We start from the raw sequence: 24,439 nt of genomic DNA, 5'->3' as shown, positions 1-24,439 counted from the left end.
TTCAGACGCGGAAGTAGATCCTGGTCACGGTCGACCCCGGTCTGAGGTACTGCCTGACCAGGTCGGCGACCTGGTTCACCAGCACCAGGCCACGTCCGCCGAGCTGTCCCGGCGAAGCGGGACGACGGCCGGCCAGCGGATCGCTCAAGGTGCCTTCGTCGATGACCTCGCAGAGCACGTGGCCCTCGTCCCGCCAGACACGGACGACACCGTGGCCCGAACCGTGCAGCACGCTGTTGGCGGACAGTTCCGCCACGGCGAGCACGAGATCCTCCACCCGGTCCTGGGCGAGCCCGCTCTCTTCGGCCCTGGTCTGCGCGAACCTGCGCACCGCGGCGAGCCTGCCGAGGTCGAAGCGGAACGCGTCGGCCGACCGCGGCTCGGGCAGCGGCAGGTTGTACTTCTCGACGACCGCGTCGGGCGCGTAGCCCGCGCTCGGGCGATCTCCGCCGGCACCGGACAGGGTCGGATGGGTCCGCTCGGCGTCGGCGAGGACGTCGTCTTCGAGCCGCGTCCGGTCGTAGGGGCACAGGATGCTGAGGTCGCGGTCACCGAAGGCGAAGTTGATCAGCGCTTCGTGCTGCGCGCACGCCGGGTACTCGACGGCCGAGCGGCCCGCCCAGATCGGCTCGCCGATGATCCGGACCGGCCCCGGCCGGTTGTCCGCGAACGCGAGCAGCACACAGGGAAGGATGCGGCCCGGATTCCGGCCCGCTTCGCTCATGTCGATGAGTTCGACCTCGGCGGCGGAATCCCCCAACGCCCTTTCGATCAGGGCCAGGTTCCTGCCCGGCACGGCCACCGCGACAGGCTCGTCGTGCTTCAAGCCCTCCAGGATGTACGGAATCGTACCGTCCAGGTACTCGGAGTCACCGGAGTAGAGCAGGCCCACATGAGAGAAGGGACCCGCAGTGACTGTCACAGAGTCGTCTTACCCCGTTCGGGGAGTTCTGAAACCCTGCTAACGGAGGGAGATCGAAAAAGAGTGCCAGGCCCGATCAGCCGAGCCAGCGTCCCGCCATCGAGATCAACCAGAATCCGGCGAGCGTCGCACCGGTGAACAGGCCGGTCCAGGCGACAAGCGACTGGTTCGCCTCCGCGCTCCGCGCCGCCTTGACGCGGATCAGCGCGTACGCCGAAACGGCGAAGAACGGCAGCGGGATCAGGGGCAGCGGCGAGAGGCGCACGACACCGGCCACCAGGCAGGTCGCCACCAGCACGCCCAGCGCGATCGTCAGCGCGCGCGGGATCCACGGATGCCCGCGGTAGGCCCCGACGACGATGCGTTCGGTGAGCTCGACGAGTCCCCTGACCTCGCGCGGACTCGCGGCTGCCAGCTCGGGAGCCTCGTTCTCGTCCTTCGTGGGAGTCAGCGGCACCTTCGCATCCTATCCCGGTCCGGTCACCGGCCGGACCGGACCGGAGAAACCGACGCCCCGGCCGGAAGGATCCGGCCGGGGCGTCGGTGACGACAGCGTACTTTCAAAGATGCGTTCTCTAGGCGGACTTCTCGCCGCGCTCGCTGCTGCGACGGCGTGACGGCTGACGCGCCACGATCGTCGGGTTCACGTTCTCGCGGACGGTCTGCTCGGTGATGACGACCTTCGCGACGTCGTCGCGGCTGGGGATGTCGTACATGACCGGCTGCAGGACCTCTTCCATGATCGCGCGCAGGCCACGGGCGCCGGTGCCGCGGAGCACGGCCTGGTCGGCGATGGCCTCGAGCGCGGTCTTGGTGAACTCCAGCTCGACGTTGTCCATCTCGAAGAGCTTCTTGTACTGCTTCACCAGCGCGTTGCGCGGTGTGGTCAGGATGCTGACCAGCGAGTCCTTGTCGAGGTGGGTCACCGTCGCGACGACCGGGAGGCGGCCGATGAACTCCGGGATCAACCCGAACTTGATCAGGTCCTCCGGCATGGTGTCGGAGAAGATGTCGCTCTCGTCGATCTCGGCCTTGGTGCGGATCTCCGCGCCGAAACCGAGGCCGCGCTTGCCGACCCGCTCGTTGATGATCTTCTCCAGCCCGGCGAACGCGCCTGCCACGATGAACAGCACGTTCGTCGTGTCGATCTGGATGAACTCCTGGTGCGGGTGCTTGCGGCCGCCCTGCGGCGGCACCGACGCGGTGGTGCCCTCGAGGATCTTCAGCAGCGCCTGCTGCACACCCTCGCCGGACACGTCGCGGGTGATCGACGGGTTCTCCGACTTCCGGGCGATCTTGTCGACCTCGTCGATGTAGATGATGCCCGTCTCGGCGCGCTTGACGTCGTAATCCGCCGCCTGGATCAGCTTGAGCAGGATGTTCTCGACGTCCTCGCCCACGTACCCGGCTTCGGTGAGCGCCGTGGCGTCCGCGATCGCGAACGGGACGTTCAGCATCTTCGCGAGGGTCTGGGCCAGATAGGTCTTGCCGCAGCCCGTCGGGCCCAGCATCAGGATGTTGGACTTCGCCAGTTCGACGGTCTCGTCCTTGGAATCCTTGGGCCCGGCCTTGTCGTCGGACTGCACACGCTTGTAGTGGTTGTACACCGCCACGGCCAGCGACCGCTTCGCGTCGTCCTGGCCGATGATGTACTGCTCGAGGAACTCGTGGATCTCGGCGGGTTTGGGCAGCTCGTCGAGCTTGACCTCACCGGCCTCGGCCAGTTCCTCTTCGATGATCTCGTTGCAGAGATCGATGCACTCATCGCAGATGTAGACCCCGGGGCCGGCAATGAGCTTCTTCACCTGCTTTTGGCTCTTGCCGCAGAAAGAACATTTCAGCAGGTCGCCGCCGTCACCGATCCGTGCCATGGCCGTTGACCTCGTCCCCTCCGGCGCGATATGCGCCTGACTGTCTTACCGCCCCGGTCACGGATGACCGCTCGGAGCCTCACACACTGCCACTGACGGTACCCGCCCGATGCCGTCGGCGGGAGAACCAACGCCACATCTGAGCACGCCAGAAGCTGACCATAGACCAGGGATCCGGTGCGTGTCGTCTCCCGACACGCACCGGTCCCCTCCCGCGATCAGCTGCTCGAAGCCTTGCGGTATTCGAGCACCTCGTCGACGATCCCGTACGCCTTGGCCTCGTCGGCCGTCAGGATCTTGTCGCGCTCGATGTCCTTCTTGACCTCGTCGGCGTCCTTGTTCGTGTGCTTCGCCAGGATGACCTCCATCTGGCGCCGCACCCGCTGGATCTCGTTGGCCTGGATCTCCAGGTCCGACACCTGGCCGTACGTGCCCTCGGTGGCGGGCTGGTGGATCAGCACACGCGAGTTCGGCAGGGTGAACCGCTTGCCGGGGGTACCGGCGGCCAGCAGCACCGCGGCGGCCGAAGCGGCCTGGCCGATGCACATGGTGACGATGTCGGGGCGGACGTACTGCATCGTGTCGTAGATCGCCATCAGCGCGGTGAAGGAGCCACCGGGCGAGTTGATCAGGATCATGATGTCGCGGTCCGGGTCCTCGTGCTCGAGGTGCAGCAGCTGGACCATGACGTCGTTCGCCGACGCGTCGTCGATCTGCACGCCGAGCATGATCTGGCGCTCTTCGTACAGCTTGTTGTACGGGTTCGATTCCTTGATGCCGTAGCTCGTGCGCTCGACGTACGAGGGCAGGACGTACCGCGACTGCGGCAGCTGGAGCCGCGACTGCATCCCGGGCACCTGCGACCCGTTCGGAAGCTGGAAGTCGTTCATTGAAATTCTCCTGTGTGCCGGGCGCGGATCAGCTGTTGGGAAGCGGGTTCTCACGAGTGAGGACCTGGTCCACGAAGCCGTAGTCCTTCGCCTCCTGCGCGGTGAACCAGCGGTCGCGGTCACCGTCCTTGACGATCTGCTCGACCGTCTGGCCGGTCTGCTCGGCGGTGATCCGGGCCAGCTCCTGCTTCCACTTGCCGAACACCTCGGCCTGGATGGCGATGTCGGAGGCCGTACCGCCGACCCCCGCGGAGGGCTGGTGCATGAGGATGCGCGCGTGCTGCAGCGCGTACCGCTTGCCGGGCGTGCCGGAGGAGAGCAGGAACTGCCCCATCGACGCGGCCAGGCCCATCGCGTAGGTCGCGACGTCCGGGCGGATCAGCTGCATGGTGTCGTAGATCGCGAAACCCGCGGTGACCGAGCCACCGGGCGAGTTGATGTAGAAGCGGATGTCCGACTCGGAGTCGTCTGCGTCGAGCAGCAACAACTGGGCGGTGATCCGGTTGGCGACCTCGTCGTTGACCTCGGAGCCGAGGACGACGATGCGCTCCTGGAGCAACCGCTCGAAGACCGAGTCGGTGAGGTTGAGCCCTGCGGTACCGGTCCGCGCCTGGGGCGTGTGCTGCGTCACGTCATGCCTGCCTTTTCGCCGACGGCGGCGGGTGGAACCTTCGCCGCCGCGTATGTCCAGATGCTTGAGATCTTGCAACCGACCCTAACGAACTTGGGCGGTGCAGAATGCCTGACACCGCCCAAGTTCGCTTACAGCTTTACGGTCCGTTTCGGACGGACCGGATATTCCCTACTCGGCCGCAGTCTTCGCGGGTTCCTCGGTGACCTGCGTCTCCTCGGTTGCGGGACCGAAGAGCTCTTCGAGGTCGACCGTGGCGCCGGAAGCGTCGGTCACGGTGGTCTTGCGGACCACCGAGGCCAGCGCCTTGCCGCGACGGACGTCGGCGTAGATCGCGGTCAGCTGGCCGGACTGCTGCGCCCGCTGGACGTACTCGTCCGGGCTGACGCCGAAGCGCTGCGCCTGGTAGATGATCCGTTCGGTGAGCTCGCCGTCGTTGACCGACGTCTGCTCGGCGTCGGCGATGCTGTCCAGCAGCAGCTGCGTGCGGACCGCCTTCTCCGACTCCTCGCGGACCTCGGTGTCGAACTCCTCGATCGTGCGGCCTTCGGCCTCGAGCGCCTTCGCGAACTGCGCCTCGTCGTGGTCGAAGGGGTGGATCGCGTCGTGCTTGCGGTTCTCGATCTCGGCCTCGAGGACCTTCTCCGGGATCGCGACCTCGGTGCGCTCGAGCAGCTCCTCGAGGACCTTGTCGCGGGCCTGGACGCCCTGCTGCATCTTCTTGACGCGGCCGAGCCGCTCGCGAAGGTCGGCCTTCAGCTCGTCGATCGTGTCGAACTCGCTCGCCATCTGGGCGAACTCGTCGTCCGCCTCGGGCAGCTCGCGCTGCTTGATGGTCTGCACGGTGACGGTGACGTCGGCGTCCTTGCCGGTGTGCTCGCCGGCGACCAGCTTCGTGGTGAAGGTCTTGGTCTCGCCGGCGTTCGCGCCGATGATCGCCTCGTCGATGCCGTCGACGAGCTGGCCGGAGCCGATCTCGTAGGACAGGCCGGTGGTCGAGGCCTCCTCGACCTCCTGACCGTCGACGGTGGCCGCGAGGTCGATCGAGACGAAGTCGCCGTTCTCGGCCGGGCGGTCGACACCGGTGAGCGTGCCGAACCGGGCGCGCAGCTCGTCGAGCTGCTCGTCGACCTCGGCGTCGGTCAGTTCGACGTCGTCGACGCTGACCGAGAAGCCCTCGAGGTCGGGCAGCGAGATCTCCGGGCGGATGTCGACTTCGGCGGTGAACTCGAGGACCTCACGGTCCTCCAGCTTGGTCACCTCGAACTCGGGCTGGCCCAGCGTGCGGACCTCGCCCGCGCGCACGGCTTCCATGTACTTGGCCGGAATGACCTCGTTGACGACCTCGTCGAGCACCGGGGCTCGCCCGATCCGGCTTTCCAGCACGCGAGCCGGCGCCTTGCCCGGACGGAAGCCGGGGATGCGCACCTGCTGGGCGATCTTGCGGTAGGCGCGGTCGAAGTTCGGCTTGAGCTCGTCGAACGGCACCTCGACATTGATCTTGACTCGCGTCGGGCTGAGCTGCTCGACGGTGCTCTTCAACGTATTCTCCTCGAGCGGTAAACGATGTGTTTGAGCATCCGCATGTCGTCGACGGCGGATGTGCCCTGGTCACCTTGCAGACCGGGCCGACCGAGTCTAGGCCGTGGCCTGTGGGTCTGTTCGATGGGGTTCGTGATCCAGGTGGTTCCCGGCGGTGCGGGCGGATCGGCCTCGTACCGGGTCGTACTCGGCCGCGTCCGCCCGTGCCGTGTCGCTCGCCGGTCCGTTCCCGGGGCCATCACCACCGCCTCGTGCTCGGTCACCATGCCCAGCAGAGCTTTCGGGGCGTGTCCGGCGAACCACCCACCGACCACCCGATCGGACCAGTTTTCGGTTCTTCTCTGTTACGAACCGACCCTTTCCTGGACACGGATGCGTGCCACGCTTCACCATCGGGCGCCATGACGAGGCGTTTCGGCGATCGGATGAAGTTTACAAACCAATACTAATTGTCTACGGTGTGACAGCTTGTCCCGGTAGCATCGACCGAGGGGAACGATCGATGACCGTCGCCGTAACCCGGTCCGAGGACACGGGGGAATCACCCGAGAGAAGACTGAGACGCGGCGTGCCCAACCCGCGTCTTCCGCTGCCGGTGGTCTCGGTGCCGACAGTGTTGTTGTTCATCGGCGGCGCCATGGTCTGGACGGGCGCCACCTGGCTGGTCGTCAACGAGACCGGGCCGCTCTGGGTGACCATTCCCCTGCACGCGCTCGTCACCTTCACCATGTTCACCGTGCTGCACGAGTCGACGCACCACGCGGCCGGGCAGCTCACCTGGGTCAACGAACTGCTCGGCAGGCTCGCGATGCCGTTCGTGGCGGCCTACGGCTCCTTCCCCCTGGTGCGGTACATCCATCTGGAGCACCACCGCAACACCAACGAGGACGCCCACACCGATCCCGACGCCTGGACCGCGCACGGCCCCTGGTGGCAGTTGCCGCTGCGCTGGCTGACCATCGACTTCTGGTACGCCCGCTTCTACGTGGCGCGGCAGCGCACGCGGCCGCCGTCGGAGCGGGCCGAGACCGCGGCCGTGGTCACGCTGAGCCTCGCCGCGTTCGCCTGGCTGACCGTGAGCGGTCACGGCTGGGAACTGCTGATGGTCTACCTGATCCCGCAACGCGTCGGACTGGCCGTGCTGGCCTGGTGGTTCGACTGGCTGCCGCATCACGACCTCGGCGCGCGGCGGCAGAACCGGTTCGGCGCCACGCGCGTCCGCGTCGGGCTCGAATGGCTGATGACACCGATCATGCTGTGCCAGAACTACCACCTGGTGCACCATCTCCACCCGGCGATCCCGTTCTACCGGTACCTGCGCACGTGGCGGGACAACCGCGACGCGTACCTCGCCAGGGACGTCCCGATCGCGACCCCGTGGGGCCGCGATCTGACGTCGTCGGAGTATCGCGAATGGCGTCAGCTCACCGGCTCGTTCGACGAGGAACCGCCCGCACCGCAGCCCCGGCGGCCGAGCCGGTTCCATTCGCTGCGGGTCGCCGAGGTCCGGCCGTTGTGCGAGGGCGCCGTCACCGTGACGTTCGACGTCCCGGAACGGCTGCGGGAGACCTTCCGGTTCACCCCCGGCCAGCACCTCGTCATCCGCGCGGAGGTCGACGGCGAAGAGGTGCGGCGCGCCTACTCGATCTGCTCGACGCCGGACTCCGGTGTGCTGCGGATCGCGATCAAGCATCAGCTCGGCGGCGCGTTTTCGACGTTCGCCAACACGGAACTCGCGGCGGGCGACGCGCTGGACGTCCTGCCCCCGGACGGCGAGTTCACGCTGACCCCGGCGCGGAGTCGCGCGGGCCGGTACGTCGCGCTCGCCGCGGGCAGCGGGATCACGCCGATCCTGTCGATCCTGACCGCGACCTTGCAGGACGAGCCGAACAGCAAGGCGACCCTGCTCTACATCAACACCTCCGGCGCCAGCACGATGTTCGCCGACGAACTCGGTGCCCTCGCCGCGCGGCTGGGCGGGCGGCTGCACGTCGTGCACTACCGCACCGACGAACGCGACCCGGACCTGCGCGCGCAACGACTCGAGAGGCCGTTCGACATCGTGGGCGAGGCGCTCGCCATCTCGCACGAGCGCTACCAGCGCGGCCGCCTGGACGGCACCCGTCTCCGCGCGCTGCTGCAGTCGCGGCTGCACCCGGCGAAGGTGGACGAGTGGTTCCTGTGCGGCCCGCGCGACCTCGTCGACATGGCCCGCCGGACCCTCGCGGACCGGGACGTGCCCGAGGAGAACGTCCATTTCGAGCTGTTCCAGGGCGCGCTTCCCGTCCGCCCCGCACGGCGGCCGGGCCCGACGCTGACGGTGACCGCGGGCGGGAAGACCGCCGAAATCCCCGCGACGGTGGGCGAAACCGTGCTCAGCGCCGCGCTCCGGCACGGCGTCGACGCGCCGTACGCGTGCATCGGCGGGGCCTGCGGCACCTGCCGGGCGACGGTGGTGCGGGGCAGCGCGCGGATGGACGTGCACTACGCCCTCGGGGACGACGAGGTCGCGGCGGGGCGGATCCTGACCTGCCGGGCGGTGGCCACCTCTCCCGAGCTGGGCGTGGACTACGACCGCTGACGCTTCCCAGCGACGCCGGAGGGTAGTGAAGGCCTCCTTCACTACCCTCAGGGTAGGCAAGGAGGCCTTCACGGACCGGCCTCCACCACAGAAGCACACAGCGGGCTCACAGGCGGGACACAACGCGCGCATACGACCGCGGCGCACGCTCGGCTCATGGCAACCGGCTCGGCCCCGTCCACCGGCCCGCGCCGGTGGCCCCGGCCCGGGCGGCTTTCCCTGCGCGCCAAGCTGACCGGCTCGATGGTGCTGCTGCTCACCTTCGTCTGCCTGGTGATCGGCGTCGCCGGCGAGATCGCCTTGCGGTCGTTCCTCACCCGCCAGATCGACGATCAGCTCTCGGCCGCGTCGGCCCGCGCCCACGACTTCGCGAGACGGCCACCGGAGGACGGCCTCGGTCCCGATCCGCTCAACGCGCCGGGCCAGGCCTCCGGGACGCTCAGCGTGCGCTTGTCCGGTGACCGGGTGTTGTACGCGGGAGTCCTTACCGTGCAAGGACTTCCCCAGGGCCTCTCGGCCGAGCAGGAGTCCGGCCTGTTCATGATCCCGGCAGACCGGCCGCCACTGACACTGACGCTCGGCGGCCTGGGCGACTACCGCGTGCAAGCCGTCTCGATCCCGGGTGGCGTGGTCGTCACCGGGCTCCCGCTCGCGCCGATGCAGGACACCTTGGCCACCCTCCGGTGGATCCTGTTCGGGGTCGCGGCGGCGGGGGGCGCCGGCGCCGGGTTCCTCGGCGCGTTCGCGGTCCGGCGCACGCTGCGGCCGCTCGACCGGGTCGCGGCGACCGCGGGCCGGGTGTCGGCCATGCGGCTCGACCGCGGACAGGTCGCGCTTTCCGTGCGGGTGCCCGAGATCGACACCGATCCGCGGACCGAGGTGGGCCAGGTCGGTTCGGCGCTGAACCTCATGCTCGGGCATATCGCGCGGGCGCTGGAAGCACGGCACGCCAGCGAGACCCGGGTCCGCCGGTTCGTCGCCGACGCGAGCCACGAGCTTCGCACCCCGCTCGCGGCGATCCGCGGGTACGCCGAACTCGCCGGCCGCGGCAGCGCGCTGGCGCCGCCGGAGGTCGCTCACTCGATGTCCCGGATCCAGTCCGAGGCCGCGCGGATGACGACCCTGGTCGAGGATCTCCTGCTCCTGGCGAGACTCGACGCGGGACGGCCACTCGAAGCGGGCGAAGTCGACCTGACCCGGCTGGCCGCGGACGCGGTCGGCGACGCGTATGTCGCAGGCCCGGAGCACCGCTGGGAACTGCGGCTCCCGCCAGGCCCGGTGCTCGTCCGCGGTGACGTCCAGCGTCTGCATCAGGTACTGGCGAACCTGCTGTCCAACGCGCGCACGCACACCCCGCCGGGCACCACGGTGATCACCGCGCTGACCCGCTCGCCCAGCGGGGCCGCGGTGCTGACCGTCACCGACGACGGCCCCAGTATCGCGCCCGAACTCCTGCCGAGCGTGTTCGAGCGGTTCGCCCGAGGCGACTCCTCCCGGTCCCGGGCCGCGGGCAGCACCGGGCTCGGGATGGCGATCGCGTCGGCCATCGTCGTGGCCCATCACGGCACGATCGAGGTGCACAGCCGTCCGGAACGCACCGAGTTCGCCGTCCGGCTGCCGGTGATCGGCTCCTCACAGCGGGTGCACAGCTTCGGCACAACCACGCCCCAGGTCGGCCCCCGACGCTGACGCCATGACCCTCCTCGCCTCCCGCGACGAAGCCGATCGAACCGCTCACCCCGCCCGGGACAAACCGGCCGATCCGCGCTGGGTCCGGCCGTCCGTGGCCGCGCTTCTGCTCGCGACCGCCGTCCTGTATCTCTGGAACCTCGGGGAATCCGGCTGGGCCAACGCCTTCTACTCCGCGGCCGCGCAGGCCGGTTCGGCGAGCTGGAAGGCGTTGTTCTTCGGTTCCAGCGACGCCGCGAACGCGATCACGGTCGACAAGACACCGGCCGCGTTGTGGTTGATGAGCCTTTCCGCGCGCCTGTTCGGCGTCGATTCCTGGAGCGTCCTGGTGCCGCAGGCGTTGATGGGCGTCGGTTCGGTGGCGTTGCTGTTCGCCGCGGTGCGCCGGACTTCCGGTCCGGCGGCGGGTCTGCTGGCGGGTACCGTCCTCGCGCTCACCCCGGCCGCCGCGCTGATGTTCCGGTTCAACAATCCCGACGCGCTGCTCGTCCTGCTCCTGACCGCGGGCGCCTACTGTGTCGTCCGCGCGCTGGAGAAGGCGAGCCCGCGCTGGCTGGCGCTGGCCGGGGTCGCCATCGGGTTCGGCTTCCTCGCCAAGATGCTGCAGGCGTTCCTGGTACTGCCCGCGTTCGCGCTCGCCTACCTGATCGCCGCGCCGGCGCCGGTGGGCCGCCGCCTGCTGCACCTGCTCGGCGCTTTGAGCTCAACCCTCTTGTCAACCGGCTGGTACCTCGCCGTCGTCGCGCTGTGGCCCGCCGCCGACCGGCCGTACATCGGCGGCTCGCAGGAGAACAGCCTGTGGGAGCTGGCTTTCGGCTACAACGGGCTCGGTCGCATCACCGGCGACGAGGTCGGCAGTGTCGGCGGAAGCCCCAACGGCGGCTGGGGCGGCACGGGCTGGGACCGGTTGTTCGGCAGCGAGATGGCGGGCGGGATCGCGTGGCTGCTTCCGGCCGCCGTCGTCGCGCTGGCCGCCGGGCTGTGGTTCACCCGCCGCGCGCCACGCACCGATCGCGGGCGTGCGGCGCTGATCGTCTGGGGTGGCTGGTTCCTGGTGACCGCCGTGGTGTTCAGCTATATGGGCGGCATCATCCACGCGTACTACACGATCGCGCTCGCGCCTGCCGTCGCCGCTCTCGTCGGGATCGCGAGCACCCAGTTGTGGCGCGCGCGAGGGAATCCGGCCGCCGCGGGCACCCTGAGCGCCGGGATCGGCTTGACCGCGTTGACGGCGTACCTCCTGCTGTCACGGCGATCCGAGTGGCTTCCCGGGTTGTCGATCGCGATTCTCGTGTCCGGTCTCCTGTGCGCTCTTCTGGTGTTCTTCGCCTCGCGATTGCCCGACCTGGCAAGGCGACTGGTCGCCGTCGGCGCTCTGGTCACCGTTCTCGCGGGCACCGGCGCGTACACCGTCGCGACGGCCGCCACGCCGCACTCCGGCGCTCTTCCATCCGCAGGGCCGGAAACGGGCGGGGGTATGCGGATGGGTGGCGCCGGCGGACTGCTCGGGACGAGCCTGCCCGGAGACGACCTCGCCGCCCTGATCCGGCAGGACAGTGCGAAGTACACCTGGGCGGCGGCGACCGTGGGCTCCAACAACGCGGCGGGCTATCAGCTCGGCAGCGGCGCGCCGGTGATGGCCGTCGGCGGGTTCAACGGCACGGATCCGGCTCCGACACTGGAACAGTTCCAGCACTACGTCCGAAGTGGACGGATCCACTACTTCCTCGGCGAAGGCATGATGATGCGCGGGGAGACCGGCAGCGACGCCGCCGAGCGGATCGCCGCCTGGGTCGCGGACACCTACACACCGGCCACTGTGGACGGTGTCACCGTCTACGACCTGAGCCGGTGAATCCCGTGACAGGACACAGCGACCGCACAGCTCGGGCACAAGGCGACCTCAGCGCGACGACCGAGATTGACACCATGACAACCGCGATCCTCTCCGGCGCCGACTCCGGCCGCCGCCCCGCCATCGCCCCGGACGGCTCCCCCGTCCTCGACGTCGTCATCCCCGTCTACAACGAGGAGACCGACCTCGAACCGTGTGTCCGGCGGCTGCGCGCGCATCTCGTGGAACAGTTCCCGTACCCGTTCCGGATCACCGTCGCGGACAACGCCAGCACCGACGGCACCCTGCGGGTCGCCGAACGGCTGAGCCGCGAGTTCGACGACGTCGAAGTCCGCCACCTCGAAGAGAAAGGCCGCGGCCGGGCACTGCGCTCGGTCTGGTCCGCTTCGGACGCTCCGGTGCTCGCCTACATGGACGTCGACCTCTCGACCGATCTGGCCGCGCTCGGCCCCCTCGTCGCGCCGCTGCTCTCCGGACATTCCGACCTCGCCATCGGTAGCAGGCTCGCCCGCGGCGCGCGGGTGGTGCGCGGACCGAAGCGGGAGTTCATTTCCCGCTGCTACAACCTGATCCTGCGCGGCACGCTCGCGGCGAGGTTCAGCGACGCGCAATGCGGATTCAAGGCGATCCGCGCCGACGTCGCCGAACGGCTGCTCCCCCATATCCGGGACACCGGCTGGTTCTTCGACACCGAACTGCTCGTGCTGGCGCAGAAAGCCGGGCTGCGGATCCACGAGGTCCCCGTCGACTGGGTGGACGATCCGGACTCGTCGGTGAACATCATCGCCACCGCGACCGCCGATCTCAAAGGGATCGCACGGCTGACCAAGGCGACGATGACCGGGCAGATCCCGATCAGCGGCCTTCGCGAGCAGCTGGGCCGCGCGCCGATCCAGGTGCGGGCGCCGGGCGTGGCACCCAGCCTGGTGCGGCAACTGGTGCGGTTCGCCGCCGTCGGCGTCGCCAGCACCATCGCCTATCTCGTGCTGTTCCTGCTGCTGCGGACGTTCACCGGCGCGCAGGCCGCGAACCTCGTCGCGCTGCTGGTGACGGCGATCGGCAACACAGCGCTCAACCGGCGCCTGACCTTCGGCATCCGCGGCCGGGAAGGCGCCGGGCTGCACCAGTTCCAGGGCCTCATCGTGTTCGGCCTCGGGCTCGCGCTCACCAGTGGTGCGCTGGCGCTGCTGCACACGATGACGGCCCCCGGCCTGCCGCTCGAGATCACCGCGCTCGTGCTCGCGAACCTCGCGGCCACCGTCCTGCGCTTCCTGCTGCTGCGCGGCTGGGTGTTCCGCCGCCCCGCCACCGAGATGGAGAGCTGACCCATGACCACCGCACTCGCTTCCCGGGCGGAACCCGGCCACGCCGAGGAAAACGCCACGAAGCCGCCCGGCCGGTGGGTTCGGCCGGCCGTCTTCGGGCTGCTCGCCGCCACCGCACTGCTGTACTTCTGGAACCTGACCGCCTCCGGCTACGGCAACTCGTTCTACGCCGCGGCGGTGCAGTCCGGCACGCAGGACTGGAAAGCCTGGCTGTTCGGCTCACTCGACGCCGGGAACGTGCTCACCGTCGACAAGCCGCCGGCCGCGCTCTGGGTGACGACGGCGTTCGCCCGGCTTTTCGGTTTTTCCAGTTTCACCGTGCTGGCCCCGCAAGCGCTGATGGGGGTCGCCTCGGTCGGCCTGCTGTACCTGACAGTGAAGCGGACCTCCGGACCCGTCGCCGGCCTGTTCGCCGGGGCGGCGTTCGCCGTCACCCCGGTCGCCGCGCTCATGTTCAAGTTCAACAACCCCGACGCGCTGCTGACGCTGCTGCTGATCGCCGGCGGGTACTGCACGATCCGCGCGATCGAAAAGGCGAGCCCGCGCTGGCTGGCCTTCGCCGGCGTCGCCGTCGGGTTCGGCTTCCTGACCAAGATGATGCAGGCGTTCCTGGTGCTGCCCGCGTTCGGCCTCGCCTACCTGATCGCGGCGCCGACCACGCCGGTAAAACGCTTGCTTCACTTGCTCGGAGCTTGGGGCTCGACCGTCCTGTCAGCCGGCTGGTTCATCGCGCTGGTCGATCTGTGGCCGACCGAGTCCCGGCCGTACATCGGAGGTTCGGACGGCGACAGCCTGCTCGAACTGGCCTTGGGCTACAACGGCCTCGGCCGGATCTTCGGCATGGGCGGCGGCGTGATGGTCGGCGGCCCGAACGGGGCTGTGAGCGGCTCGGCCGGTGGGAACGTCGGCTTCGGCGGCGAGAGCGGCCTGCCCCGGATGTTCGGCGCGAGCTTCGGCGGCGAGGTGTCGTGGCTGCTGCCCGCCGCGCTCATCGGGCTGGCCGCGGGGCTGTGGTTCACCCGGCGGGCCGCCGTCACCGACCGGACGAGGGCCGCGCTGATCCTGTGGGGCGGCTGGATGCTCGTCACCTCGCTGGTGTTCAGCTTCATGAGCGGCATCGTGCACCCGTACTACGCCGTCGCGCTGGCGCCGTCGATCGCCGCCGTGGCGGCGATCTCCGGGACCTCGCTGTGGCGCGGCCGGGCGTATCTCGCGCCGCGGGTGTTCCTGTCGCTGATGATCGCGGCCAGCGCCGTCTGGGCGTACATCCTCCTGGACCGCAACGCCGGCTGGCTGCCCGCGCTGCGCTGGATCATCGCCGGGCTCGGCCTGCTGACCGCGACCATCGTGCTCGTGGGTATCCCGCCCGCGCGCCGACTCGTCGCCGTCGTCGCGACGGCCGCCGTGCTGACCGTCGGCCTCGGCACCACCGCGTTCGGCGTCGAAACCGCTTCGCAGGCGCACTCCGGCTCGATCCCGATCTCCGGCCCGGCCACCGGTGGCGAGCGCGGAATGGGCATGGAAGAGGGGTCCTCGGCGGAGATCGGGGCCGTTCTCGCCGCCACCACGACGAAATGGGCGGCCGCGACGTCGAGTTCGCAGTCCGCGGCGAACCTCGAACTCGCGAGCGGGAAGTCGGTGATCGGCATCGGTGGCTGGAGCGGCAGGGATCCGGCTCCGACACTGGCGGAATTCCAGCAGTACGTGGCTGACGGCGACATCACCTACTACGTCGAAGGCGGCCGCGGCGGTGGGCCGGGTGGTGGCTCGAACGAGATCTCCGAATGGGTCGCCGAGAACTTCACCGCCACCACGATCGGCGAGCAGACGGTGTACCACCTGCTTTCCTGAAAATGCGTCGACAAAGGTTGGGGCGCACGGGAATCCTGGACGGCGTGAATCGGCCGTACCGCTGGGATCTCGTGCGCCCCGACCAGCTCGGGACGCTACTGGAGCGCGCCGGAAAGCCGACGCTGTGGTTTCTGGACGAGCTGATCGAATGCGCCGCGAAGGTGATCGCCCGCGCCGGTGACGCGGATCTGTACTTCGTCGGGCGCTCCGCGGACAGCGTGCACGACCTGCTGAGCGGAACCCCTTGGCGGGAAAGGATCCACCAGTTGCCGCTGTCGTTCGCGGGCACCTGGGACGGCCTGCCGGAGTCCGATGTGGACACCCTTCGCGGATATCTCGCCTCGGCGGGCCTGAGCCCGCACGACCTGGCGCGCGGACGGCCGAAGGTATTCGTCGACCTCGTCTACACAGGACAGACGTTCACCGGGCTCTACGGACTGCTGCGAAGGTGGATCGACGATGAACGCGAGGCCTGGAGCATCATCCGCGGACGGCTCCGGTTCCTCGGGATCACCATCCGCGAGGACACGAGCCCGTCGGCCTTCCGCTGGCAGCAGCAGTTCACCTGGCCCGCCGACCTGCCCGCGCACGCCGTGCGGAACATCTCGCTCGACGAGCCGGTCTGGCTCTACTTCGGGAACACCCAGCCCAAGCTCACGGCGTCGTTCCCGCGGCCGCGCTGGTCGGACGAGAACGGCCGCGCGCCGGAGCATTCGGAAAAGCGGCTGCGGGGGCTGGCCGAGGCGGTCGCGATCGTCGAGGCGGGGCGCTCGAAGGCGGGGCGGGACCTGCTGGTGCGGCATCTGCGGAAGGAACCGGCGATGGCGGAGAGCTGGCTGCGGACGCTGATCACGCGACTGCGCTGATCTGGCCACGTGACTCGCGTGCTTGGCGGCGTAACTCGCGTGATCAGACGCCGTGCACCCGAGTTACGCCTCCAAGCACGCGAGTTACGCCGCCAAGCACGCGAGTTACGGGTTTCGTCCCGGCGAAGGGGCCCGGCCGCACACGACGCGTGACCGACAGCCGCCCGACACCGAACCCTCAGGTCGTCCACAGGAAACAGGCGGATCCTGGAAGTGGGCAGGGAATCACCCAGGGGTGAGGAGAAGACCATGAGGGAGCTTCCACACTGGCACACGGCGAGCGCGCGGGGGCCGCGCGAGCACAACGCGGACGCCGTCGCGGCGTACGCGGCCCCGGGCGGCAGGGGGATGGTGTTCGCGCTGGCCGATGGAGTCGGAGATCACCCGAACGCGGCACGCGCGGCCCGGACGGCGGCCTCAGCGGCGGCAAGGACACCGGTCGACCAGGGGGCGGCCGGGGCCGTTCTCGCAGCTCAGCGGGCTGTGCTCGCCCTCGGCGAGACCGGTGACTGCGTCCTCGTCGTGGCCGTGCGGACCGACGAGGGGTATGGCATCGCGTGGGTCGGGGACGCACGGGCGTACGCTTGGGACGGTTACACCGTGCGGCAGGTGACGAAGGACCATACGCTCGCGCAGTACTTCCGCGACCACGGACAACCCGTGACACCGCGGATGGAACACGTCGTCACCACCAGCGTCCGCACGGCCGGTGCGCACGAGATCGGCACGGCCAGCGTCACGACCGGCGGACTTCTGCTCACCAGCGACGGTGTGCACAAGACGCTCAGCGGCCCGACCATGCTCGACATCCTCGGGATGCCGGACAGGGCGGCCACCGAGCTGGTGCGGACGGCGGTCTCGCTCGGTGGCTCCGACAACGCCACCGCGCTCGTGGTGGATCCGCCCGGCGCGGAGGTCACCACGGAAAAGTTTCGCGTCGCGGCCTGAACCGGGCGGTCAGGCCGCGACGCGATCCCGTTTGAGCTGCCGGTACTCACGCAGGACCAGCACGACGATCACCACGTCGAGGGCGGCGAAGAACGGAAGCGCGAGTGAGTGCGTGTGGATCGCGCGGAAGATCTCGTAGACCACGAACGCCGAGAGCACCACGGCGGCGACGGGGTACGCCCGCATCACCTTCTTCGCCAGCGCCCAGACCAGGCCGAGTTTGATGAGCCCGTGCGCCACGAGGTACACGACGGCGAACGTCCGGCCTTCGGCGAAGTGACCGGCGGCGAGTTCGAGGTGCCGGGCCAGCGTCCCTTCGGGGTCGCCGAGCAGATCCCGGGTGACGACGGCGTGCGCGAAACCGGAGATGACCGACGCCGGCACGATCAACAGGATCAGCCCGCCCACCAGCTGTAACGCGCCGTCGAGCCCCTTCAGGGTGATGGCGATCCGGAACAGCTTCTCGGTGCTCATGTCACCTCACCCTGCCGCACCCCGCCGCCGCGCGCAGCCGCCGTCACCGGAACAGGCGGTCCCGGCAGGTCGGGCACCGCTCGTGGCGGGCGGTCCGCCCGGAGAGGTCCCTGCCGTAGAAGGGGAAGCACGGCGCACCGCAGAGGGCGAGATAGATCCGCCCGCAGCGCAGCGGCCGCTCGCCGACCTGGTGGGCCACGACCAGCGCCCGGTGGTGCGCGCCCGCTTCGGGCAGCCAGCCGTTCTCGGGCAGCATCGCGAGCACGTCGGCGTTGACGTCGTCCGAGCGGCGGAGCAGTGCCGTACCCAGTTCGGTGAGCCGTTCCCCGAGATCACGGAGGACGTCGGCGCGCGGCACGTCCTCCTCGACCATCCGGGTGACGAAGCTGATGTCGGTGCTCAAGGAGCCGTGGAGGTCCCGGAGCCGGTCGAGCAGGCGGTGATCCATGTCCTTCCATTAAGACGTTGCGCCCGGGCAAGGAAAGACTCAGGAGGCGTAGGTGACATGGCCGTCCATGACCGTGGCGGTGATCGGGATGTCGCGCAGGCCCGCCGGCGACAGCCGTGCCGGATCCACCGCGGTGACGACCAGATCCGCCACGTCCCCGACGGCCAACCCGGTCCGGCCACCTGACGACGCCGCGAGCGCGGCCTCCAGCGGCATGGCCTGCTCGGGATGCCACGGCGGACGCTCGTCGTCGGTGCGGCTGACCGCCGACGCGATCGCGTCCCAAGGGTCCAGCGGCGCGACCGGCGCGTCCGAGCCGAACTCCAGCGTCACCCCGGAGCGATGCAACGCGCCGTACGGGAAGGCCCGATCGGTCCAGCCGCGCCAGTGCCGGTCGGCGACGTCGCGGTCGTCCGGCTGATGGGCGGGCTGCACACTCGCCACGACTCCCAGCTCGGCGAAACGCGCGACGTCCTCGGCGCGCAGCAGTTGCGCGTGCTCGATACGGCCCGCGCGGCCGACCTTCGCGAAGGCGTCGAGCGCGATCTTGTTGGCGTGGTCGCCGATCGCGTGCACCGCGGGCGAAAGGCCGTGCTCGGATGCCTTGCGCATCAACGATTCCAGCTCCTCGGGCGGCAGTTCGAGCAGTCCGTGGGACTCGGTTTCGGCGTAGTGACCCACGCAGTACGCGGTGCGCGTGTTCAGCGAACCGTCGACGAACAGCTTGAACGGGCCGACCGTGAGCAGCCCGCCGCTGTCCTCCAGGACGTCCCCGGACCGGTGGCCGCGTTCGATGGCGGTGTCGAGCAGGTACTTCGCGATCACGCAGGAAACCCGGACCGGCAGGGGTTTCCGTGCCAGCCGTCGCCGCCAGTCGGTGACCGTGTCGGCGTATTCGTAGTCGACGATCCTGGTGACACCGCGGGCGGCCGCCGCGTCGAGGGCGTCGGCCACCCAGCCGTCGATGACGTCCTCGGGAGCGATCGGGAGTTCGGCCGTCGCGCTCATGCAATCGTTCTCCAGCAGCACCCCGGTCGGATGCTCGCGGCCGATGAGCTTCAGCGCGGCCGGGCTGAGCCACAACGTGTGGAGGTCGGCGCTGAACAGCGCGACCGGATGCCCTGGCAAGGCCTTCCGCAGCAGATCCTTGTGCGGGGCGTCGGGCCAGAGACCGTCGCGGAACCCGGCACCGAGCACGAGCTCGCCGGGCGGCGCGGGATGCGCCAGCAGATGGGCGAGCACGAGATCGACCGCGTGCGCCGCGGAGGTCGCCTCCCCCAGCGGGATCCGGCGGCGCGCGGCCGACCACTGGGCGGTGTGCACATGCGCGTCGACCAGACCGGGCAGCAGGGTGCCGCCGTGCCCGTCCAGGATCTCCGACGCCTCACCCGCCTGCCCCGGGCCCGCGATGGCCGCGATCCGGCCGCCCTCGATCCGCACGTCCGACAGGGAACCCGCCAAGCCGACCCGGACCCGGCGCAAGAGAAGATCGTCCACGCCCTCACCTTGCCAGCCCGCCCGCGTTTAGTCCTCTGGATGCGCTCCTTGCGCACGCCCCCGACCGCGTTTCGTCCTCTGAACGCGGTGGTTCGCGATGCCAACTACCGCATTCAGAGGACGAAATGCGCGGGATCAGGAGCGGGCGAAGGTGAGCTTTCCGAGCGCGGCGACCAAAGGCGCGAGTTCGGGGAGTTCTTCGGCGGCGGCGAGCGCCTCGGTGAGGACGGTGTCGTGCGTCGGCCGTGCGGCCGCGAGCAGCTCCTGCCCCGCCGGAGTGACCTCCGTGTAGATCCCCCGCCGGTCGTCCGGGCACAGGTACCGCTGCAGCAGCCCCCGGTCCTCCAGCCGCGACACCAGCCGGGTCGTCGCCGACTGGCTGAGCACGACGGCGTTCGACAGCTGGTTCATCCGCAGGTGGAAACCGTCCTGACGGGCGAGCACGTCCAGCACGGTGTACTCGCTGACGGACAGCGAGTGCTGCTGCGCCAGCGCGCGCTCCAGCGCGTCCTCGATCCGCGCGTGCAATGCGGCCAGAGTCCGCCAGCCCTGCGCGCGTGCCTCCACGGCGTCGTCGGCCAGTGACACGGTTCACCTCTTCCCCGGTTGCCCGAGCTTCGTTGCGTCATGCATCATCAAGCGTGTGCAATATACGGCGCGTGCAACTATTTCAGACGCCCGTAGTTGCCAACGCCAGACAACACCACTCTACGGGAAGAAGTGAGCCTCCAATGCCTGCCGCTCTGCTCGCACTGGCGATCAGTGCCTTCGGTATCGGCACCACCGAGTTCGTGATCATGGGCCTGCTGCCCGAGGTCGCGGGCGACTTCGGCGTGTCCATCCCCTCCGCCGGGCTGCTGATCTCCGGATACGCGCTGGGCGTCGTGGTCGGCGCCCCGCTGCTGACCGCGCTCGCGTCGCGGGTGCCACGTAAGACGGTGCTGGTCGGCCTGATGGTCCTGTTCATCGCCGGCAACGTCGTTTCCGCGCTGGCCCCCACCTACGGCCTGCTGATGACCGGCCGCGTGGTCGCCGCGCTCTCGCACGGCGCGTTCTTCGGTGTCGGCGCCGTCGTCGCCGCCTCACTGGTCGCGCCGAACAAGCAGGCCGGCGCCATCGCGATGATGTTCACCGGGCTGACCGTCGCCAATGTCCTCGGCGTTCCCGCCGGGACCGCGCTCGGCCAGGCACTGGGCTGGCGTTCGACGTTCTGGGCGGTCAGCGCGCTCGGCGTGATCGGCCTGATCGGGATCCTCGCGCTGGTCCCCGTGCAGGCGACGACGAAGAGCGCCGGACTGCGCAGCGAACTGGCCGTGTTCCGGCGTCCGCAGGTGTGGCTCGCGCTGGCGATGACCGCGCTCGGCTTCGCCGGGGTGTTCGCGTCCTTCACCTACATCGCCCCGATGATGACCGAGGTCGCCGGCTTCTCCCCCGGCGCGGTGACCTGGCTGCTGGTGCTGTTCGGCGGTGGCCTGTTCGTCGGCAACCTGCTCGGCGGCAAGGCGGCCGACCGGTCGCTGATGCCCAGCCTGTATGTCATCCTCGCCGTGCTCGCGGCCGTACTGGTCGTGTTCGTCTTCACCGCGCACTCCCAGCTCCCCGCCGCGATCACCATCGCGGTCTTCGGCGCCGCCGGTTTCGCGACCGTCGCGCCGCTGCAGGCACGCGTCATGAACAAGGCCGAAGGCGCGCCCGCGCTGGCTTCGGCGGCCAACATCGCCGCGTTCAACCTCGGCAACGCCGGAGGCGCGTGGCTCGGCGGCAAGGCCATCGACGCCGGACTCGGCTACACCGCGCCCAACTGGATCGGCGCCGCGCTCGCGCTCGCCGGACTGCTGGTCGCGGTCTTCTCGGGCATGCTCGACCACGGGCGGCGAAAGGCTCGTCGCGCCGAACTGGCCCCCGCCGCCTGAACCGGAAACACCCACGAAAGGAACGCAAGTGACCGACATTCCCACCGTCGAGCTCAACAACGGGGTGGAGATGCCGCAGCTCGGGTTCGGCGTCTTCCAGGTGCCGGACGAGGAGACCACCGCCGCGGTCAAGGCCGCGCTGGACGCGGGCTACCGCAGCATCGACACCGCCGCCATCTACGGCAACGAAGCGGGCGTCGGCAAGGCACTCGCCGAGTCCGGGATCGCCCGCGACGAGCTGTTCATCACCACCAAACTGTGGAACAGCGAACAGGGCTACGACGCCACGCTGAAGGCGTTCGACGCCAGCATGGCCAAGCTGGGCCTCGAGCAGCTGGACCTCTACCTCATCCACTGGCCGACACCGGAGCGCGATCTCTACCGCGACACGTGGAAGGCCTTCGAGAAGCTCTACGCCGACGGCCGGGTGCGCGCGATCGGCGTGTCCAACTTCCAGCCCGCGCACCTCGAACGGCTTCTCGACGCCGGCTCGGTGACCCCGGCGGTCAACCAGGTCGAGGTGCACCCGTACCTGCAGCAGGCCGCGGTGCGCGAATTCGACGCGAAGCACGGCATCGCGACCGAGGCGTGGAGCCCGCTGGCCAAGGGCGGCGACCTGCTCGGCGAGGGCGCGATCACCGCGCTGGCCTCGAAGCACGGCCGCACGCCGGCGCAGATCGTCCTGCGGTGGCACCTTCAGCTCGGCAACGTCGTCATCCCGAAGTCCGTGACACCGTCGCGGATCAAGGAGAACCTCGACGTCTTCGGGTTCACGCTGTCGGAGGAGGACATCGCTTCGCTGTCCGTGCTGGACCGCGGTGAGCGGACCGGGCCGGATCCCGACACCTTCAACGTCGCCTAGCCATAAGGCTCGTGAGTGGTAAGGACGGTTAGAACCGTCCTTACCACTCACGAGGCTCCGGGCTTTCCCAGGTAGCGGGCGTAGCGCTTTGTTTTCGCACGAGCCCGCTGTGTAGCCGGTTACTATTCGGCCGCACAGACGGCACTTGTGCGAAAAGAGGTAACCGGACGATGCAGGCCCGAGGACGCGCCGTCCTCGCGACACTTCTGCTCGTGGCGTTCCCAGTGGTGGTCGTCGCGGTGGGTGTCGCCAGTGTGCTGGCGGGCCTGCGGATCCAGGGCAAGATCGGCACCTACGTCATGCTCGGCGGGCTCGCGATCATGATCGCGCTCGGCTTCGGGCTGCTGAGCGCGCTGCGGGCGCGGCGTCCACCGATCGAGGGGCCGCGGCTGGACCGCGACGCGCATCCCGCGCTGTGGGAGATGATCGACGACCTCGCCGCCCAGGTGAAGACGCGTCCGCCGGACGAGATCGTGCTGATCGGCGAGATCAACGCCGCGGTCAGCGAGGACGCCCGGTTCCTCGGTCTGCGGCCGGGCCGCCGCACGATGCTGATCGGGCTGCCGCTGCTGGCCGCACTGAGCGTGAGCGAACTGCGCGCGGTGCTCGCGCACGAACTCGGCCACTACAGCGGCGGCCACACCCGCCTGCTCGCGCTGACCTACCGCGGCACCCAGACGCTCGCCTTCACCGTCGACAGGCTGGACGGTGGTCCCGCCAGGGCCCTGCTCTCCGCCTACTCGAAGCTGTACCTCCTGGTCGCGCGGTCGGCGAACCGGCGGCAGGAACTGCAGGCCGACGAGGCGTCCGTGCTCGCGGCGGGCAGCCGGACGGCGGCCGCGGCGCTGCGGAAGGTCGCGACGCTGAGCCCGCTGTGGAAGGACTACTCCGAGCGCTATCTCTCGCTCGGCGCGACGGCACGGCGTACTCCCGCCGTGTTGCTGGGGTTCCGGTCGTACCTCAACCACCCCGTCCAGCGGGACTGGGTGACCGAGTACGCCGACGACATCATCGACGGCGAAGAGCTGTCGAAGTACGACAGCCATCCGCCCACGAAGCGGCGGATCGCCGCGCTGGCGGGCGTGCCGGACAACCCGGTGAAGCCGGACGCGCGGCCGGGCTGGTCGCTCCTGGGCGCGCCGAAGATCGACGTGCCCGAGGCGGAGCTGGAGGTGCTGGTCCGCGACGTCGGACCGCGCGCGGACTGGGACGAGGTCGTCAAACGCGCGGGCCGCGCGTCGGTGGCGGAGGGCGCGCGAATGCTGACCTCGGCCGGGATCGAGAGCAGGCTGGCGCCGCGCGGCACGATCGGCGAGGTCGTGCGGGTGCTGCGCGACGGAGACGCCGACGCGCTCGCCAAACCCCTGCGGGCACCGTCCCGCGAGGAGGGCCTCGAACTGCTCACCGAACTGTTCGCCGACACCGTCACCGCCGCGATGATCGACAACGGCGTCGCCGCGCACCGCCTGAACTGGGGCGGCGGCTGGGAACTGTGCCTCGGCGACGGCGAGCCGTTCGACGTCGCCGAACTGGTCGGCCCGGCGGTGCGGAGCCCGCGCGCGGTCGACGAACTGGTCCACAACCTGCAACTGCTGAGCGTGCCTGCCGGGTACTTCTGCAAGCAGGAACCCCAGCCCGAGCCGGATCCCGCCGAAGCACGGATGCTCGGGATGTTCACCGCGCTCAAGGCCAAGCGGAAGCTCTACGACCTGATCGTCTGCGACACCGAAGTGGTGCTGCTGCCGATGGCGCGTTCGGTGCTGATCCGCCGCGGCCTCGCCGGCCTGATCGGGGCGCGCGGCGTGTCGGACCGCAAGCGGATCCGGAAGCTGCGCGAGCGCGGCCTCGACGATCTGCGCGCCGAACCGGGCGCCCGGCGGATCCCGTTCCCGGACATCGTCGCGGGCGGTTTCCCCCGCCGGAAGCTCACCGCGTACCTGACGCTGGAGTTGTCCGACGGCGAGACGCTGGAACTGGCCTTCACCGGCAACACCGAGGACTTCGGGACCGCCCACGACGAACTGACGGCGTTCTTCGGCTCGCTGAGGGCTTGACGCTCCGCGACGTCGTGAGTGGCGATTCGGGTTAGAACACGAATCGCCACTCACGACCCCACGCAGAACTGCACATACAGACATCAAACGGACATCAGATGCAACGGAAACGTCCTTTATGGACACAAGGCACTGCCGACTCCCATCGACCATGCCGCGAAGGCCTCATTACCACCCGAAGTCGGCGCGCAGGGCCGCCGCATGAGTTACCTGACGGCCC

The 24,439-nt window shown here is 69.5% G+C and carries 20 protein-coding genes; 10 read left to right on the top strand and 10 right to left on the bottom strand.

The features are described from left to right. Position 1: 1 nt before the first annotated feature. The 6 genes from AC069I_RS25430 to tig form a co-directional block, all read right to left on the bottom strand. The gene (locus AC069I_RS25430; protein ID WP_478266537.1) at positions 2 to 922 is read right to left on the bottom strand and encodes an anti-sigma factor RsbA family regulatory protein; all 921 of its coding nucleotides are present in this window, start codon (positions 920 to 922) and stop codon (positions 2 to 4) included. A 76-nt stretch (positions 923 to 998) separates the two neighbouring features. Then, a complete protein-coding gene (locus AC069I_RS25425; protein ID WP_478227639.1) occupies positions 999 to 1,379 on the bottom strand; it encodes a hypothetical protein in 381 nt (126 codons plus the stop codon). A 118-nt stretch (positions 1,380 to 1,497) separates the two neighbouring features. Continuing rightward, positions 1,498 to 2,793, bottom strand: a complete 1,296-nt coding sequence (gene clpX, locus AC069I_RS25420) for an ATP-dependent Clp protease ATP-binding subunit ClpX (protein WP_016332355.1) — start codon at positions 2,791 to 2,793, stop codon at positions 1,498 to 1,500. A gap of 218 nt (positions 2,794 to 3,011) precedes the next feature. Continuing rightward, positions 3,012 to 3,683, bottom strand: coding sequence for an ATP-dependent Clp protease proteolytic subunit (locus tag AC069I_RS25415; RefSeq protein WP_340687665.1), 672 nt, complete (start codon positions 3,681 to 3,683; stop codon positions 3,012 to 3,014). 28 nt (positions 3,684 to 3,711) lie between these two features. Further along, on the bottom strand, positions 3,712 to 4,314 hold the full coding sequence (locus tag AC069I_RS25410; protein ID WP_016332353.1) for a ClpP family protease: 603 nt from the start codon (positions 4,312 to 4,314) through the stop codon (positions 3,712 to 3,714). A 171-nt stretch (positions 4,315 to 4,485) separates the two neighbouring features. Then, entirely contained in the window at positions 4,486 to 5,856 is a 1,371-nt protein-coding gene (gene tig / locus AC069I_RS25405; protein WP_340687664.1) for a trigger factor, read from the bottom strand. 568 nt (positions 5,857 to 6,424) lie between these two features. On the opposite strand from tig, the gene AC069I_RS25400 reads away from it, so the two are divergent. From AC069I_RS25400 to AC069I_RS25370, 7 genes are all read left to right on the top strand, one after another. Next, positions 6,425 to 8,437, top strand: a complete 2,013-nt coding sequence (locus AC069I_RS25400; protein WP_478266585.1) for a fatty acid desaturase — start codon at positions 6,425 to 6,427, stop codon at positions 8,435 to 8,437. Positions 8,438 to 8,593: 156 nt separating this feature from the next. Then, complete coding sequence (locus AC069I_RS25395; RefSeq protein ID WP_478266536.1) at positions 8,594 to 10,126, top strand: sensor histidine kinase; 1,533 nt, start codon at positions 8,594 to 8,596, stop codon at positions 10,124 to 10,126. Between the two features lie 4 nt (positions 10,127 to 10,130). Beyond that, on the top strand, positions 10,131 to 11,981 hold the full coding sequence (locus tag AC069I_RS25390) for an ArnT family glycosyltransferase (protein WP_478266535.1): 1,851 nt from the start codon (positions 10,131 to 10,133) through the stop codon (positions 11,979 to 11,981). 74 nt (positions 11,982 to 12,055) lie between these two features. Beyond that, a complete protein-coding gene (locus AC069I_RS25385; protein WP_478266534.1) occupies positions 12,056 to 13,306 on the top strand; it encodes a bifunctional glycosyltransferase family 2/GtrA family protein in 1,251 nt (416 codons plus the stop codon). Positions 13,307 to 13,309: 3 nt separating this feature from the next. Then, entirely contained in the window at positions 13,310 to 15,157 is a 1,848-nt protein-coding gene (locus AC069I_RS25380; RefSeq protein WP_478266533.1) for an ArnT family glycosyltransferase, read from the top strand. 44 nt (positions 15,158 to 15,201) lie between these two features. Continuing rightward, positions 15,202 to 16,023 (top strand): hypothetical protein, encoded by an 822-nt coding sequence (locus tag AC069I_RS25375; RefSeq protein ID WP_478266532.1) that lies wholly within the window; start codon positions 15,202 to 15,204, stop codon positions 16,021 to 16,023. Positions 16,024 to 16,272: 249 nt separating this feature from the next. After that, positions 16,273 to 16,971 carry a PP2C family protein-serine/threonine phosphatase gene (locus tag AC069I_RS25370; RefSeq protein WP_478227633.1) on the top strand — a complete coding sequence of 233 codons (699 nt, stop codon included), beginning with the start codon at positions 16,273 to 16,275 and terminating at the stop codon, positions 16,969 to 16,971. Positions 16,972 to 16,980: 9 nt separating this feature from the next. On the opposite strand, the gene AC069I_RS25365 is transcribed toward AC069I_RS25370, so the two are convergent. The 4 genes from AC069I_RS25365 to AC069I_RS25350 all read right to left on the bottom strand — a co-directional run bounded on the left by AC069I_RS25365 (position 16,981) and on the right by AC069I_RS25350 (position 19,978). Further along, positions 16,981 to 17,445, bottom strand: coding sequence for a DUF2127 domain-containing protein (locus tag AC069I_RS25365; protein ID WP_478227632.1), 465 nt, complete (start codon positions 17,443 to 17,445; stop codon positions 16,981 to 16,983). Between the two features lie 43 nt (positions 17,446 to 17,488). Then, a complete protein-coding gene (locus AC069I_RS25360; RefSeq protein WP_340687656.1) occupies positions 17,489 to 17,893 on the bottom strand; it encodes a hypothetical protein in 405 nt (134 codons plus the stop codon). A 39-nt stretch (positions 17,894 to 17,932) separates the two neighbouring features. Beyond that, on the bottom strand, positions 17,933 to 19,390 hold the full coding sequence (locus AC069I_RS25355) for an amidohydrolase (RefSeq protein ID WP_478227631.1): 1,458 nt from the start codon (positions 19,388 to 19,390) through the stop codon (positions 17,933 to 17,935). A 135-nt stretch (positions 19,391 to 19,525) separates the two neighbouring features. Beyond that, complete coding sequence (locus AC069I_RS25350) at positions 19,526 to 19,978, bottom strand: MarR family winged helix-turn-helix transcriptional regulator (RefSeq protein ID WP_478227630.1); 453 nt, start codon at positions 19,976 to 19,978, stop codon at positions 19,526 to 19,528. A gap of 143 nt (positions 19,979 to 20,121) precedes the next feature. Here AC069I_RS25350 and AC069I_RS25345 point away from each other — a divergent pair, with 143 nt between their 5' ends. The 3 genes from AC069I_RS25345 (at position 20,122) to AC069I_RS25335 (ending at position 24,219) form a co-directional block, all read left to right on the top strand. Beyond that, complete coding sequence (locus AC069I_RS25345; RefSeq protein WP_478227629.1) at positions 20,122 to 21,303, top strand: MFS transporter; 1,182 nt, start codon at positions 20,122 to 20,124, stop codon at positions 21,301 to 21,303. 28 nt (positions 21,304 to 21,331) lie between these two features. Then, a complete protein-coding gene (locus tag AC069I_RS25340) occupies positions 21,332 to 22,165 on the top strand; it encodes an aldo/keto reductase (RefSeq protein ID WP_478227628.1) in 834 nt (277 codons plus the stop codon). Between the two features lie 170 nt (positions 22,166 to 22,335). Further along, a complete protein-coding gene (locus AC069I_RS25335; RefSeq protein ID WP_478266531.1) occupies positions 22,336 to 24,219 on the top strand; it encodes a M48 family metalloprotease in 1,884 nt (627 codons plus the stop codon). The last annotated feature ends 220 nt before the right edge of the window (positions 24,220 to 24,439 follow it).

Source organism: Amycolatopsis sp. NPDC043885, assembly GCF_056435685.1.
The sequence above is the reverse complement of the archived record's forward strand: the minus strand, read 5'-3'. Positions and strand labels throughout refer to the sequence as shown.

Bases quoted from the DNA above. Each gene is read 5' to 3' on its own strand.
- AC069I_RS25390 (WP_478266535.1), top strand. From the start codon at position 10,131: ATGACCCTCCTCGCCTCCCGCGACGAAGCCGATCGAACCGCTCACCCC.
- AC069I_RS25415 (WP_340687665.1), bottom strand. From the start codon at position 3,683: ATGAACGACTTCCAGCTTCCGAACGGGTCGCAGGTGCCCGGGATGCAG.
- AC069I_RS25335 (WP_478266531.1), top strand. From the start codon at position 22,336: ATGCAGGCCCGAGGACGCGCCGTCCTCGCGACACTTCTGCTCGTGGCG.
- AC069I_RS25370 (WP_478227633.1), top strand. From the start codon at position 16,273: ATGAGGGAGCTTCCACACTGGCACACGGCGAGCGCGCGGGGGCCGCGC.
- AC069I_RS25365 (WP_478227632.1), bottom strand. From the start codon at position 17,445: ATGAGCACCGAGAAGCTGTTCCGGATCGCCATCACCCTGAAGGGGCTC.
- AC069I_RS25360 (WP_340687656.1), bottom strand. From the start codon at position 17,893: ATGGATCACCGCCTGCTCGACCGGCTCCGGGACCTCCACGGCTCCTTG.
- clpX (WP_016332355.1), bottom strand. From the start codon at position 2,793: ATGGCACGGATCGGTGACGGCGGCGACCTGCTGAAATGTTCTTTCTGC.
- AC069I_RS25345 (WP_478227629.1), top strand. From the start codon at position 20,122: ATGCCTGCCGCTCTGCTCGCACTGGCGATCAGTGCCTTCGGTATCGGC.
- AC069I_RS25395 (WP_478266536.1), top strand. From the start codon at position 8,594: ATGGCAACCGGCTCGGCCCCGTCCACCGGCCCGCGCCGGTGGCCCCGG.
- AC069I_RS25380 (WP_478266533.1), top strand. From the start codon at position 13,310: ATGACCACCGCACTCGCTTCCCGGGCGGAACCCGGCCACGCCGAGGAA.
- AC069I_RS25385 (WP_478266534.1), top strand. From the start codon at position 12,056: ATGACAACCGCGATCCTCTCCGGCGCCGACTCCGGCCGCCGCCCCGCC.